At 73.9% G+C, this 12,471-nt stretch carries 11 protein-coding genes; 8 read left to right on the plus strand and 3 right to left on the minus strand.

All coding sequences use genetic code 11. The annotated features are described in order from the left end of the window. Positions 1-19 precede the first annotated feature (19 nt). From ACFZB9_RS34795 to ACFZB9_RS34805, 3 genes are all read left to right on the plus strand, one after another. On the plus strand, positions 20-3,130 hold the full coding sequence (locus ACFZB9_RS34795; protein ID WP_391453888.1) for a BTAD domain-containing putative transcriptional regulator: 3,111 nt from the start codon (positions 20-22) through the stop codon (positions 3,128-3,130). A 107-nt stretch (positions 3,131-3,237) separates the two neighbouring features. After that, positions 3,238-3,687 carry a MarR family winged helix-turn-helix transcriptional regulator gene (locus tag ACFZB9_RS34800; RefSeq protein ID WP_391453890.1) on the plus strand — a complete coding sequence of 150 codons (450 nt, stop codon included), beginning with the start codon at positions 3,238-3,240 and terminating at the stop codon, positions 3,685-3,687. A gap of 137 nt (positions 3,688-3,824) precedes the next feature. After that, complete coding sequence (locus tag ACFZB9_RS34805; protein WP_391453958.1) at positions 3,825-5,483, plus strand: MFS transporter; 1,659 nt, start codon at positions 3,825-3,827, stop codon at positions 5,481-5,483. A 7-nt stretch (positions 5,484-5,490) separates the two neighbouring features. Here ACFZB9_RS34805 and ACFZB9_RS34810 read toward each other — a convergent pair whose 3' ends face one another. Next, complete coding sequence (locus ACFZB9_RS34810; RefSeq protein WP_391453892.1) at positions 5,491-6,180, minus strand: TetR/AcrR family transcriptional regulator; 690 nt, start codon at positions 6,178-6,180, stop codon at positions 5,491-5,493. 163 nt (positions 6,181-6,343) lie between these two features. Between ACFZB9_RS34810 and ACFZB9_RS34815 the strand changes: the two genes are divergently transcribed. Together ACFZB9_RS34815 and ACFZB9_RS34820 are read left to right on the plus strand one after the other, a co-directional pair. Beyond that, positions 6,344-7,048 (plus strand): MBL fold metallo-hydrolase, encoded by a 705-nt coding sequence (locus tag ACFZB9_RS34815; RefSeq protein WP_391453893.1) that lies wholly within the window; start codon positions 6,344-6,346, stop codon positions 7,046-7,048. A 205-nt stretch (positions 7,049-7,253) separates the two neighbouring features. Continuing rightward, positions 7,254-7,859, plus strand: coding sequence for a gamma carbonic anhydrase family protein (locus tag ACFZB9_RS34820; protein ID WP_391453895.1), 606 nt, complete (start codon positions 7,254-7,256; stop codon positions 7,857-7,859). Between the two features lie 36 nt (positions 7,860-7,895). On the opposite strand, the gene ACFZB9_RS34825 is transcribed toward ACFZB9_RS34820, so the two are convergent. After that, positions 7,896-8,255, minus strand: coding sequence for a hypothetical protein (locus ACFZB9_RS34825; RefSeq protein ID WP_391453896.1), 360 nt, complete (start codon positions 8,253-8,255; stop codon positions 7,896-7,898). 224 nt (positions 8,256-8,479) lie between these two features. Here ACFZB9_RS34825 and ACFZB9_RS34830 point away from each other — a divergent pair, with 224 nt between their 5' ends. After that, a complete protein-coding gene (locus ACFZB9_RS34830) occupies positions 8,480-10,108 on the plus strand; it encodes an ATP-binding protein (protein ID WP_391453898.1) in 1,629 nt (542 codons plus the stop codon). On the opposite strand, the gene ACFZB9_RS34835 is transcribed toward ACFZB9_RS34830, so the two are convergent. Further along, positions 10,105-11,376, minus strand: coding sequence for an MFS transporter (locus ACFZB9_RS34835; RefSeq protein ID WP_391453899.1), 1,272 nt, complete (start codon positions 11,374-11,376; stop codon positions 10,105-10,107). The two genes, ACFZB9_RS34830 and ACFZB9_RS34835, sit on opposite strands and share 4 nt — an antisense overlap. Positions 11,377-11,523: 147 nt before the next feature. Between ACFZB9_RS34835 and ACFZB9_RS34840 the strand changes: the two genes are divergently transcribed. Together ACFZB9_RS34840 and ACFZB9_RS34845 are read left to right on the plus strand one after the other, a co-directional pair. Then, positions 11,524-11,979, plus strand: coding sequence for a MarR family winged helix-turn-helix transcriptional regulator (locus tag ACFZB9_RS34840; RefSeq protein WP_391453901.1), 456 nt, complete (start codon positions 11,524-11,526; stop codon positions 11,977-11,979). Between the two features lie 217 nt (positions 11,980-12,196). Continuing rightward, positions 12,197-12,466: a GlsB/YeaQ/YmgE family stress response membrane protein gene (locus ACFZB9_RS34845; RefSeq protein WP_391453902.1), complete on the plus strand. Its 270-nt coding sequence runs from the start codon at positions 12,197-12,199 to the stop codon at positions 12,464-12,466. The last annotated feature ends 5 nt before the right edge of the window (positions 12,467-12,471 follow it).

A 12,471-nucleotide genomic window follows, 5' to 3' on the forward strand; every position in this document is an offset into this window, starting at 1 on the left:
GGCAGAGGTAAGGGGACACATGGGGATTCGGCTGCTGGGCCCGGTGGAACTGCGGGCCGAGGACGGCAGGCTCCTGGAGGTGGCCGGCTCCCAGCGGCGGGCGGTTCTCGCCCTGCTCGCGCTGCAGCTGGGCCGACCGGTCGCGATCGAGCGCTTCTTCGAACTGCTCTGGGGCGACCGCCCGCCCGCCCACGCCCGGGCCGCGCTGCAGGGGCACATCGCCGCGCTGCGCAAGGTACTGGTCGACAGCACCTTCACGCTGCACACCCGCGCACCCGGCTACCTGCTCACCGGCGCGCCGGAGCAGGTGGACCTCGGATGCTTCAACGACCTCGTCACCCGCACCGAAGCAGCCCCGGCGGCCCAGGACGCCGCGGGCGGCACCGAGCCCGCGCCGAGCACTCCGCAGACCACCGTCCCCGATGGCGAAGCCGCCGCGCTGCTCCAGCAGGCGCTGGACCTGTGGCACGGCGCTCCGCTGGCCGACCTGCCCGACACCGAGCTGCGCCGGGCACTGGCCGGGCGGCTCCAGGAGTCCTGGACCCAGGTACTGATCAGCTGGTCCGAGCTGCAGCTGCGCCTGGGCACCGGAGCCGCCGCGGTCCCCGCGCTGGAGCAGAGCGTGCGCGCGGACGGGCTGCGCGAGCCGATGGCCGCGCTGCTGATCCGCTGCCTCCACCAGGCGGGCCGGATCGCGGACGCGCTCAGCGCCTACCACCAGGCCCGCGAGCGCCTGGACAGCCAACTCGGCGTCACCCCCGGCCCCATGCTCCGGGCCGCCTTCGCCGCCGCCCTGACCGACGAGGCCCCGACCCCGATCCCGACCCCAGCTCCGGCTCCGGCTCCGGCTCCGGCTCCGGCTCCGGCTCCGGCTCCGGACAGCCTCCGCGCACCCCGCCCGCCGCACCGGCCCGCGGCGGAGCAGCCGGCCCCGAGCGAACGGCAGACCGCGGGCGAGCAGCCGACCGCCCCCGCCGTCGCCGAGCCGTCCACGCCCGACCCCGCGCCCCGTCCCGCATCCACCGCGCCCACGCCCGCCCACGCCCACGCGCCCGCCCACGCCGAGCCCGCCATCGGGTTCCCGGCCGAGCCGACCGCCGCCGCGGGCACCCCGGCCCCCGCCGTCAGCAGGCAACTGCCGCGCCAGATCGCCGGGTTCGTCGGCCGCAGCCTGGAGTCGCACTGGCTGGACCGCGAGTGCGGCCCCGACCGGGTCGGCGACGGCCTGGCCGTGGTGGTCGGCCCGGCCGGCGTCGGCAAGAGCGCCACCGTCATCCGCTGGGCCCACAGCGCCGCCGAGGCCTTCCCGGACGGCCAGCTCTTCGTCGACCTGCGCGGCTTCGACCCGGCCGGCCCGACCGCCCAGAGCGAGGTCCTCGGGCAGTTCCTGATCGCGCTGGGCGTGGCCGAGGGCGACATCCCCGAGGGGGCCGCCGCCCGCGGCGCCCTGTACCGGACCAAGACCGAGCGGCGCCGACTGCTCGTGGTGCTCGACAACGCCCGCAGCGCGGCCGACGTCGTCGGCCTGCTGCCGATCGGCCCGGCCTGCGCGACGGTGGTCACCAGCCGCAACTCGCTGGAGGACCTGGTGGTCACCGAGGGCGCCGCGCTGCTGCGGCTGGAGGCGCTGCCCGACGACGACGCGCTGGGGCTGCTGGAGCGGGTCCTGACCCCCCTGCGGGTCCAGGCCGAACCGCAGGCCGCGCAGTGCCTGATCGCCCTGTGCGACCGCCTGCCGCTGGCCCTGCGGATCGCCGCCTCCCGGCTGGCCTCCCGGCCGACCTGGGCGATCGCCGACGTGGTCGCCGAACTCACCGACGAACGTACCCGGTTGCACACCCTGGACACCCAGGGCGCCACCAGCGTCCGAGCCGCGCTCACTCTGACGTACCGTCACCTGTCCTCCACCGCAGCCAGGTTGGTGACCCTGCTGGCCGCCCACCCGGGCCGTGAGGTGGACGGCTACGCGGCGGCCGCGCTGCTCGGCTGCCAACTGCACGACGCGCGGCGCACGCTGGGCGAGCTGGCCGCCTACCACCTGCTCACCGAGAACATCCCCGGCCGCTACACCCGCCACGATCTGATCCGCCTGTTCAGCATGGAGCTGTACGCGGACCAGCCGGCCGAGGAGCGCAAGCTCAGCTCCGACCGGCTGCTCGACTACTACCTGACCGCCCTGCGGCTGGCCTCCGACCACCTGGATCCGGGGATCGAGGGCTACGGCGAGCGCACCTACCCGCCGCTCGCCTGCCCGCAGCCGGCCGACGCCCGCGCCGCGCTGGCCTGGTTCCGTCCGGAGGAGCCGACCATCCGCGCCCTGGTCACCGCCGCGAGCACCGACGGCCGCCATGAGCACGCCTGGCGGATGGCCCGCATCTCCGAGAGCCTCTACTACGGGACCGGCCGGCTCACCGACGAGCTGGTCTGCCTGCGCGCGGGCCTGCGGGCCGCCGAGCGCACCGGGTCCGCCCAGGCCCTGGCCGTCCTGGAAGGCGCCTGCGCCAACGCGCTGTTCGGCGTCTCCTTCCAGGCCGAGGCGCTGAGCCTGGCCGAGCAGGCGGTGGAGCGCACCGTGCCCGCGGACGGGAACACCCATCTGCGCGCCGTCTACTCACTGGCGCTGATCAGCACCGAGTGCGGCGACCCGGTACGGGGCCGGGAACTGGCCGACCGCGCGGTCGAGCTGAGCCAGTCCCCGGAGGTCGCCGCGCTGCCCGAGCACCAGGGCGCCGCACAGGGCTACGCCGCCACGATCAAGCTGATGGCGGGCGACCCGGTGGCGGCCCTGACCCACGCCCGCGAGGCCCGCCGGCTGCTGGCCGGCTACCCGGCCTCCACGCTCAATCTGCTGGCCACCCTGAACGAGGCGCAGATCCTGCACATCCTGGGCAACTCGGCCGCCACCGAACCCCTGTGGGCCACCATCCTGGCCACCACCCGGGAGACCGGCTTCCTGCACCTGCAGGCGGTGGTGGAGAAGTGGTACGCCAGCTTCCTGGTGGACCTGGGACGCCTGGACGAGGCCGCCGAGCACCTCCGGATGGCGATCAACCTGCACCAACTGCACGGCCACGTGGCCACCGCGCTCACCGAGCAGCTGGCCGGCATCGAGGCGACCCTGACGCACTAGCCAGGCACCTGAGAGCCGCCGATCGCGGATCTCGGGTCGCCGGAGGAGCCGGAGCCGGAGGAGCCAAAGGGGTAGTTACATCTGATTGATTAATCTATTGTTACTACATGGACGAGACGACACCACCCACGGACGAAGCGGTCGAGACGGGCGCCGCGCTGCGGCTCGTCGTGGGCCGCATCGCACGCCGCGTGCGGCAGGCCCACACCGTGGGCGACCTCAGCCACTCCGAGATCTCCGTGCTGGCCCGGCTGGACCGGGACGGCGCGGACTCCCCCGGCTCGCTCGCCGAGCTGGAGCGGGTGCGCCCGCAGGCCATGGCGACCACCCTGGCCGGGCTGGAGGAGCGCGGCCTGGTGCTGCGCCGCCCCGATGCCGGTGACGGGCGCCGGTCGGTGCTGAGCGTCACCGAGGCGGGCCGGCACCTGCTGACCGACCGGCGCTCGGAGTCCGTGCAGCTGCTGGCCGGCGCCATCGAGCATGAGTTCGACCCCACCGAACGGCAGGAACTGCTCCGGCTGCTGCCGCTGCTCGACCGCCTCGCGGAGCGGCTGTGAGCGCCCCCGCCGGTCGCGGGGGCGGGAGCAGGAGCAGGAGCAGGACCGGGACCGGGACCGCGCACGGCAGCACCGCCGGCGGCGCGGGGCGGGAGGTGGGCGAGCGGTACAAGTGGATCGCGCTCTCCAACACCACGATGGGCGTGATGATCGCGACCATCGACAGCTCGATCGTGATCATCTCGCTGCCCGCGATCTTCCGCGGCATCGGCCTGGACCCGCTGGCCCCCGCCAACATCGGCTACCTGCTCTGGATGATCCTCGGATACACGCTGGTCTCCGCCGTGATGGTGGTCGTGCTCGGGCGGCTCGGGGACATGTTCGGCCGGGTCCGGATGTACAACCTGGGCTTCGCCATCTTCGCCTGCGCCTCGCTCGCCCTCTCGCTCGACCCGTTCCGGGGCGGCCCGGGCGCACTGTGGCTGATCGGCTTCCGGGTGGTGCAGGCCGTCGGCGGATCGATGCTGACCGCCAACTCGGCCGCCATCCTCACCGACGCCTTCCCGGCCCGCCAGCGCGGGATGGCGTTGGGCATCAACCAGATCACCGCGCTCGCGGGCATGTTCCTCGGCCTGCTGGTCGGCGGCGTGCTGGCCACCATCGACTGGCGCGCGGTGTTCTGGGTCAGCGTCCCGATCGGCGTGATCGGCACCTTCTGGTCCTACCGCAGCCTGCGCGAGACCGGCACCCGCAGGCCAGGACGGATCGACTGGATCGGCAACCTCACCTTCACCGCCGGCGCCGGCACCCTGCTGGCCGCCGTCACCTACGGCATCCAGCCCTACGGCGGCAACTCCACCGGCTGGACCAACCCCTGGGTGATCGGCGGGCTGAGCACCGGCGTGCTGCTGCTCCTCACGTTCTGCATCGCGGAGACCCGGATCGCCGAACCGATGTTCCAGCTGAGCCTGTTCCGGATCCGCGCCTTCGCCGCCGGGAACCTGGCCGCGCTGCTGATCGCGATCGCCCGCGGCGGCATGCAGTTCATGCTGATCATCTGGCTGCAGGGCATCTGGCTGCCGCTGCACGGCTACGACTTCGAGCGCACCCCGCTGTGGGCGGGCATCTTCATGCTGCCGCTGACCGTCGGGTTCCTGATCGGCGGCCCGGCCTCCGGCTACCTGTCGGACCGCTTCGGCGCGCGCTTCTTCGCCACCACCGGGCTGCTGCTGGTGGCGGGTTCGTTCCTCGGCCTGCTCGCCCTGCCGGTGAACTTCTCCTACCCCGCCTTCGCCGCCCTGCTGTTGCTCAGCGGACTCGGCCAGGGCATGTTCTCCGCGCCCAACACCTCCGCGATCATGGGCAGCGTGCCGCCCGAGCAGCGCGGGGTGGCCTCCGGCATGCGCTCGACGTTCCAGAACTCCGGGACGGCGCTGTCGATCGGGCTCTTCTTCTCGCTCATGGTGGTGGGCCTGGCCGGTACGCTGCCGCACACGCTGAGCGCCGGTCTGCAGGCGCAGCAGGTCCCCGCGGCCACCGCCCAGCAGGTGGCCGCGCTGCCGCCGGTGAGCACGCTGTTCGCCACCTTCCTGGGCAACAACCCGGTGGGTCATCTACTGGGCCCCAGCGGTGTGCTGCACACGCTGCCGGCTTCGAACGCGCAGACGCTGACCGGGACGCGGTTCTTCCCCGAGCTGGTCTCCGGACCGTTCCACCACGGGCTCGTCACGGTCTTCGGCGCGGCCGCGGTGATGGCGCTGATCGGCGCGCTCGCCTCGGCGCTGCGCGGCCGCTCCGAGGGCGCCGGGCACACCGCGTCGAGCGAGGCCAAGCAGCCTGCGCGGTCGTCGGACTGACGCCTCGTCAGTGAGCCGGCCCCGCCTCCAGGATGCCGCGCAGGACGCGGGCGAGGATGTCGTCCGCCCGGTCGGTGGGGCCGGCCGCCGGGGCGAGCCGGCCCACCAGCTCGGCCAGGTGCGGGTGTTCGCCCTGCTGCGCCAGGTGCCACAGGTAGGCGGCCTGGCGCTGCTGGGCGGCCTCGCCGCCGCCGAGTTCGTGCTGCATCAGCGCGGTGGCGACCGCGTTGAGCATGGCGAACGCCTCCAACTTGGTGGCCGCCGCGGCCGGGTGGTCGGCGAGCACCGCGAGAACGTGCTCCAGCAGCCCGGCACCGTTCGGCCCCAGGGTCGGCCGGGCGGCCACCAGGGCGGGCAGCCAGGGGTGGCGCCGCATGATGGCGCGCGCCTGCCGGCCGACCTCCACGAGGTCGGCGAGCCAGTCACCGCTGGGCGGGGCGAGGGCGTACTCGGCGGCAGTGGCGTCGGTCATCAGGTCGAGCAGGTCGTCGCGGGTGGCGAGGTAGCGGTAGAGCGAGGCCGCACCGGTGCCCAGCTCGCCGGCCAGCCGGCGCATCGAGACGGCGTCCAGGCCCTCCCGGTCCGCCAAATCGACGGCGGCGGCGGTGATCTCGGCGCGGCTGCGCTCGGCGGGCCGGCCGACCGACGCCTGCTCGGGGCGCAGCCAGATGACGTCCTCGGTCCGCCCGGTCGACATCCGTACCTCCGTGCTCAAGCCCTGCTGAACGTGTTTGCGAACAGTGTACGCGGCGCACTATCGTCATTCGCGTACACCGTTCGCAAAGTGTCTGCCCGTCTGTCTGGCCGTCCGCCTGCCCATCTGTCCGGCCATCTGTCTGCCCATCCCTGAGGAGCCCCCGATGACCCAGCTCGCTCCCGGCGTGACCCGCGTCGCCACCACGAAGAGCGACAACGCCTTCCTCGTCGCGGGCGACGACGGCCTCACCCTGGTCGACGTCGGCTGGGAGAGCGCGGCCACCACGCTGCTCGCCGCCGTCGCGGAGCTGGGCCACCGGCCCACCGACGTCAAGCGCGTGGTGCTCACCCACGCCCACCCCGACCACGTCCAGGGCGCCGCCACCCTGCGCCGGCTGACCGGCGCCCGGCTGCTCATCCACCAGGCCGACCAGCCCTGGCTGGCAGCCGGACGCGTCCCGGCGGCCGGGCGCTCCGGCGCCCTCGGGCGCCTGATCGACCGCCTCCCCAAGCTGCACTGGACGCCGACCACCCCGGACGCGACGCTCGACGACGGCGAACTCATCGAGAACTCCGGCGGCCTGCGCGTCCTGCACACCCCCGGCCACACGCCCGGCCACATCGTCCTGCTGCACGAGCCCACGCACACCGTGCTGCTCGGCGACGCGGCCTTCAACCGCGGCCGGCCCGCCCTGGGCCCCGCCGCCCTGGCCGCCGACCCCGCCCTGCGCGCGGGCAGCCTGGCCCGGATCCCCGAGGACGTGCGTGCCGTCGGCTTCGCCCACGGCGCCCCGCTCGGCGGACGCGACGCCGAGACCTTCCACGCCTTCCTCGCCCGGCAGCGGTCGGCGGCAGCCGAGGCAGCGTAGGCGGCCGAGGCAGCGTAGGCGGCCGAGGCAGCGTAGGCGGCCGAGGCAGCGTAGGCGGCCGAGGCAGCGTAGGCGGCCGAGGCAGCGTAGGCGGCCGGAGCGGCCCACCGAGCATGCGGGGCTGACGCCGCGGCGGCGCCGAGCGGGCATGTGCCAGGGTGTCATCGGTCAACTCGATTACGGACTACCAGAAGGAGACAGCATCATGGCGCAGCGCGCGCTGATCGCGGCGGTGGGTGGCCAGCGGCCGGTGGTGGACGAGGAGTGCTTCGTCGCACCGATGGCGGTGGTGGTCGGCGAGGTGACGCTGCACCCCGGGGCGAGCGTCTGGTACGGGGCGGTGCTGCGGGCCGACTGCGGGCCGATCGTGGTCGGCGCGGGCAGCAACGTGCAGGACAACTGCTCGGTGCACGTGGACTTCGGGTTCCCCATGACGATCGGCGAGCGGGTCTCGATCGGGCACAACGCCGTGCTGCACGGCTGCACCATCGAGGACGGCAGCCTGGTCGGCATGGGCGCCACCGTGCTCAACGGCGCGGTGATCGGCGCCGGTTCGATCGTCGCGGCGCAGGCCCTCGTGCCGCAGGGCATGCAGGTGCCGCCGGGCTCCCTGGTCGCCGGGGTCCCCGCCAAGGTCAAGCGCCCGCTGACCGAGGAGGAGCGCGAGGCGATCAGCGTCAACGCCCTGCTCTACGTCGACCTCGCCAAGGCCCACCGGTCCGCGCTCGCCGACCACCGGGACGCCGAACAGCAGGGCACCGAACAGCAGGGCACCGAACACCGGGACGCCGAACACCAGGAGGAGAGCTGACCGGGGCCCTGGCCCGAACGTGAGCTGGGTGGGCGGTCAGCGGTCGACGAGCTCCGCGAAGAGCGGCCAGCCGTCGACCTCCCGCTCGGCCCGCCCGGCCAGGCCGGTCAGCGCGCCGCGGGCGGCCGCGGCGTCCAGCAACCGTCGCACCACGTTCGGCTCGTGCAGGTTGAGCACGGCACCGCTGTCGCGGCAGCCGACGGAGCCCGTCTGCCACAGGGCGTCCGACATCAGCCGCCCCGGACCCGGCCGGAAGACGATGCGCAGGCGCCCCCCGGTGGCCTCCCGGTGCAGGGTCAGCACCTCGCCGGAGTCGTCGCCGCGCCGATGGTGCACCGACCAGCGCCAGGTGACCGTGCCGACCACGAGCCGGCGCAGCCTACGCGGGTTTCCCATGCCCTCTCCCTTCTCGTCCAGCACCTGCCGGCCAGCACCTGCACGGCCGGCCTTCGCCATGCGGTCTCAGCCGATTCTGCCCCTGCTCTCAGGAAGCACTCAGTCTTCCCTAAGGAAAGTCCCTGAGGTTGACTCCAGGTCAGCACGCGCGACTGACCGGGGAGCAGCCGGGTCCGGCGGTGGACGCCGACGAGGTCCGAGTCTGCAGGATGACGGGGAGCGGCATGGCCGATCAAGGGGCAGGCGTCCGGCCGGCACAGGTGCGGGCGGACGCCGACGAGGCGTCGGGCGACCGGACGGCGGCCGAGGCTGCGCGCGGAGCTCGGCCGGCCGGCGGCGGATCCGGGCGGCAGGCCGGGGGCCGGCTCGCCCGGGTGTCGCTGCGGGGGCGGCTGGTGGTGCTCACGGTGGTGGCGATCTCGCTGGCCGTGGTGGTCTGCTCGACGGCGAGCTGGTTCCTCGCCCGTGACCGGATGACCAGTCAGGTCGATCAGACGCTGCGGCAGTCCGTCGGGCCGGTCAGCAAGACCGCGGTGCGCCACCTGGCCGGGCTGTGCGGCGGCACCGAACCGTACGACACCGGGCTCCCCATCCCCACCGTGGTCTTCGCCGGCGGTCGCGCCTGCCCGCCGGACGGCGGCGACACGGTCGTGGTGACCCCGGGCGACGTGGCCATCGCCGCCAGCGGGACCACCGGCGCGCACGCGGAGAACCGGATCCGGACGGGCCGCACCAGGAGCGGCAAGTCGGTGCGGGTCTATGTGATCAGCATGCCGGCGAACCAGCCCGGCGGCACCGCCCTGCCGATGGCCGTGCTGGTCTCCCAGCCGCTCGCCCCGGTCCAGCAGGCGCTGCGCGAACTCGCCCTCTTCCTGGCCGCGCTGGCCGCCGTGGTCATCACCGGCACCGCCCTGGGCGCCCGGTGGATCGCCCGTACCGCGCTGCGGCCGGTGAACCAGCTCACCGAGGCCGTCGAGCAGATCGCCCGGACCCAGGAGCCCGGCACCACCATCACCGTCTTCGGCCACGACGAGATCGCCCGGCTGAGCGACTCGTTCAACGCCATGAGCACCGCGCTGGCCCACTCCCGTGACCGCCAGTCCCAGCTGATCGCCGACGCCGGGCACGAGTTGCGCACCCCGCTGACCTCGCTGCGCACCAATGTCGACCTGCTGGTGCGCAGCCAGGAGACCGGCCGGGCGCTGCCGGAGCAGACCCGCAACCGCATGGTCGCCGCCATGAAGGCGCAGCTGGTGGAGCTGACCACGCTCATCAACGACCTGCTGGAACTCTCCCGCCCCACCCACGCCCTCGGCGCCAAGCAGCTGGACGTGGTGCCGCTGCACGAGGTCGCGGCCCGCGCCCTGGACCGGGCCCGACTGCGCGGCCCCGGGCTGACCTTCACCGTCGAGCTCGACCCCTGGTACGTCCGGGCGGACGCGCACACCATGGAGCGGGCCGTGATCAACCTGCTGGACAACGCGGTGAAGTTCAGCCCGCCCGAGGGTTCGATCGAGGTGCGGCTGCGCTCCGGGACACTGACCGTTCGCGACCACGGGCCCGGCATACCGGCCGAGGACCTGCCGCATGTCTTCGACCGCTTCTGGCGCTCCCCCTCGGCACGGCAGATGCCGGGCTCGGGCCTGGGGCTGGCGATCGTGGCGCAGGCGATCCGGGAGGTGGGCGGCGAGGTGTCGCTGGGCCCCGCCGACGCTGCCGCCGCACGGTCCGACGGTGCGGGAGGGGCCGGGGGCGGCGGTCCGGCGGGGGCAGGGGGCAGCGGGGCCGTCGCGACGATCCGGCTGCCCGGGACGCCAGGCGCACCTGCCGACCCGCCGACCGCGCGCAGCTAGACCGAGGCGGGGACGGAGCCGCCCACCGGCTGGTCCGTCGCTCCGTCCGTCGCTCGGTGCGCCGCTCCGTGCGCCGCCTCGTCCGTCACCCCGTCCGTCGCCCCGTCCGTCGCCGCCCTCGCCGTGCGGCGCTCCAGTGCCGCCGAGAGCAGCGCCAGCAGCAGGGCCGAGCCGGTCAGCAGCGCGCCGACCCAGTTGGGCGCGGTGTAGCCGAGGCCCGCCGAGATGACCAGCCCGCCGAGCCAGGCGGCCAGCGCGTTGCCGAGGTTGAAGGCGCCGATGTTGACCGCCGAGGCCAGGGTCGGGGCCTGCGCGGTCTGGTCCAGCACCCGCTTCTGCAGCGGCGGCACCGTGGCGAAGCCGAACGCGCCGAGCAGCGGCACGGTGATCGCGGCGGCCAGCTGGTGGTGCGCGGTGACCGTGAAGAGGGCCAGGGTCACCGCCAGCGCGCCGAGCGAGACGTAGAGCATCGGCAGCAGCGCGCGGTCCGCGAACCGTCCTCCGACCAGGTTGCCGGCCACCATGCCCACGCCGAAGAGCGCCAGCAGCCAGCCGACGGCGGACTGCGGGAACCCGGCCGGGCCGGTCATCATCGGCGTGATGTAGGTGATCGCGGCGAACACGCCGCCGAAACCGAGCACGGTCATCGCCATCGCCAGCACCACCTGGACATTGCGGAAGGCCGCCAGCTCGCGTCGCAGCCCGCCACCGGCGGCCGGCTGCGGCAGCTGCGGGACCAGGGCGGCGACCCCGGCCAGACCCACCAGGCCGATCACCGCGACCACCGCGAAGGTCGCCCGCCAGCCGTAGTGCTGGCCGACCAGGGTGCCGAGCGGCACGCCCACCACGTTGGCCACGGTCAGGCCGGTGAACATCAGCGCGATCGCCCCGGCCCGGCGCTGCGGCGCGACCAGGCCCGCGGCGACCACCGAGCCGATGCCGAAGAAGGCACCGTGCGCGAGCGAGGCGACGACCCGGCCGACCAGCAGCAGCGTGAAGCTCGGCGCGACGGCGCACAGCGCGTTGCCCAGCACGAAGACGCCCATCAGCAGCATCAGCATCCGCTTGCGCGGGATCCGGGTGCCCAGCGCGGTCAGCAGCGGAGCGCCCAGCACCACGCCGAGCGCATAGCCGGTGACCAGGAAGCCCGCGGTGGGGATCGAGAGGCCGAAGTCCGCGGCCACCTGTGGCAGCAGACCGGCCGCGACGAACTCGGTGGTGCCGATGCCAAAGGCTCCGATCGCCAGGGCCAGCAGTGCGAGGGGCATGGGAAGCCGCCCTCCATGGTTGTTGCGAACGAGCATTACAGGCTCCGACAATAATTGCAGACGCCTGATACTTGCAAGCGCGGGCTATTTTGTTCTGGAGCTATCCTGGTGCTCCGGCACGCCGGACGATCGATGGAGGAGCGGAACGTGAGCGAGCAGGTCGGACAGGGTCTCGCCCAGGGCTGGTGTGCGCTCTCCGCCCTGCACAGCCGGATCGAGGCCCACATCGAGCGGGCCCTGCAGGCCGGCCACGAGCTGAGCGTGCGCGAGTACTCGCTGCTCAACGTGCTGAGCGGACAGCACTCCGGCGAGGGCGGCCACCTGCGGATGAGCCAGGTCGCCGAGTCCGTCCTGCTCAGCCAGAGCGCGACCACCCGCCTGGTCTCCCGCCTGGAGGACCGCGGCCTGCTCTCCCGCTACCTCTGCCCCGACGACCGGCGCGGCATCTACACCGAGGTCACCGAAGCGGGCCGGACCCTGCTCACCCAGGCCCGCCCGACCAACGACACCGCCCTGCGCGAGGCCCTCACCGAAGCCGCCGCCCGCCCCGAACTCGCCCCCCTGGTCACCGCCGTCCAGACCCTCTGGGCCCCGACCGCCTGAGCGGGGCGGGGAACGGGGCAGAAGCGGTGCCGGACGGCCACCCATCAGCCGAGCAGGTGCTCGGCGGCGGTGGCGTCAACCACGTGGTCCGGATGCCGGGCCGACGGGTGACGGCTTAGCCTTTGAGAGGCGTTCCCGCACGGCGGTGACCGCTGTCCGGACGCAGGCCCGAGGGACTGCGTCCCACCCGGGGGGCTGCCGTTCCACCGGAGGCATCATGTTCCAGATCGTGTGGATCCTCATCATCGGCCTCATCCTCGGCGTGCTGGCCCGCATGCTGCTGCGCGGCCCGCAGGCCATCCCCCTCTGGCTCACCGTCGTCCTCGGCGCCGTGGGCGCGCTGCTCGGCAACGCCGTGGCCGGCTGGATCGGCGTGCGGCACACCTCCGGGATCGACTGGATCCGGCACCTGCTGCAGATCGGCTTCGCGGTCGTCCTGGTCGGCGTGATCAGCCCGGCCTGGAGCAGACGCAAGGTGAGCCGCTAGACCGG

Source organism: Kitasatospora sp. NPDC008050 (assembly GCF_042957465.1).
GTDB lineage: Bacteria > Actinomycetota > Actinomycetes > Streptomycetales > Streptomycetaceae > Kitasatospora.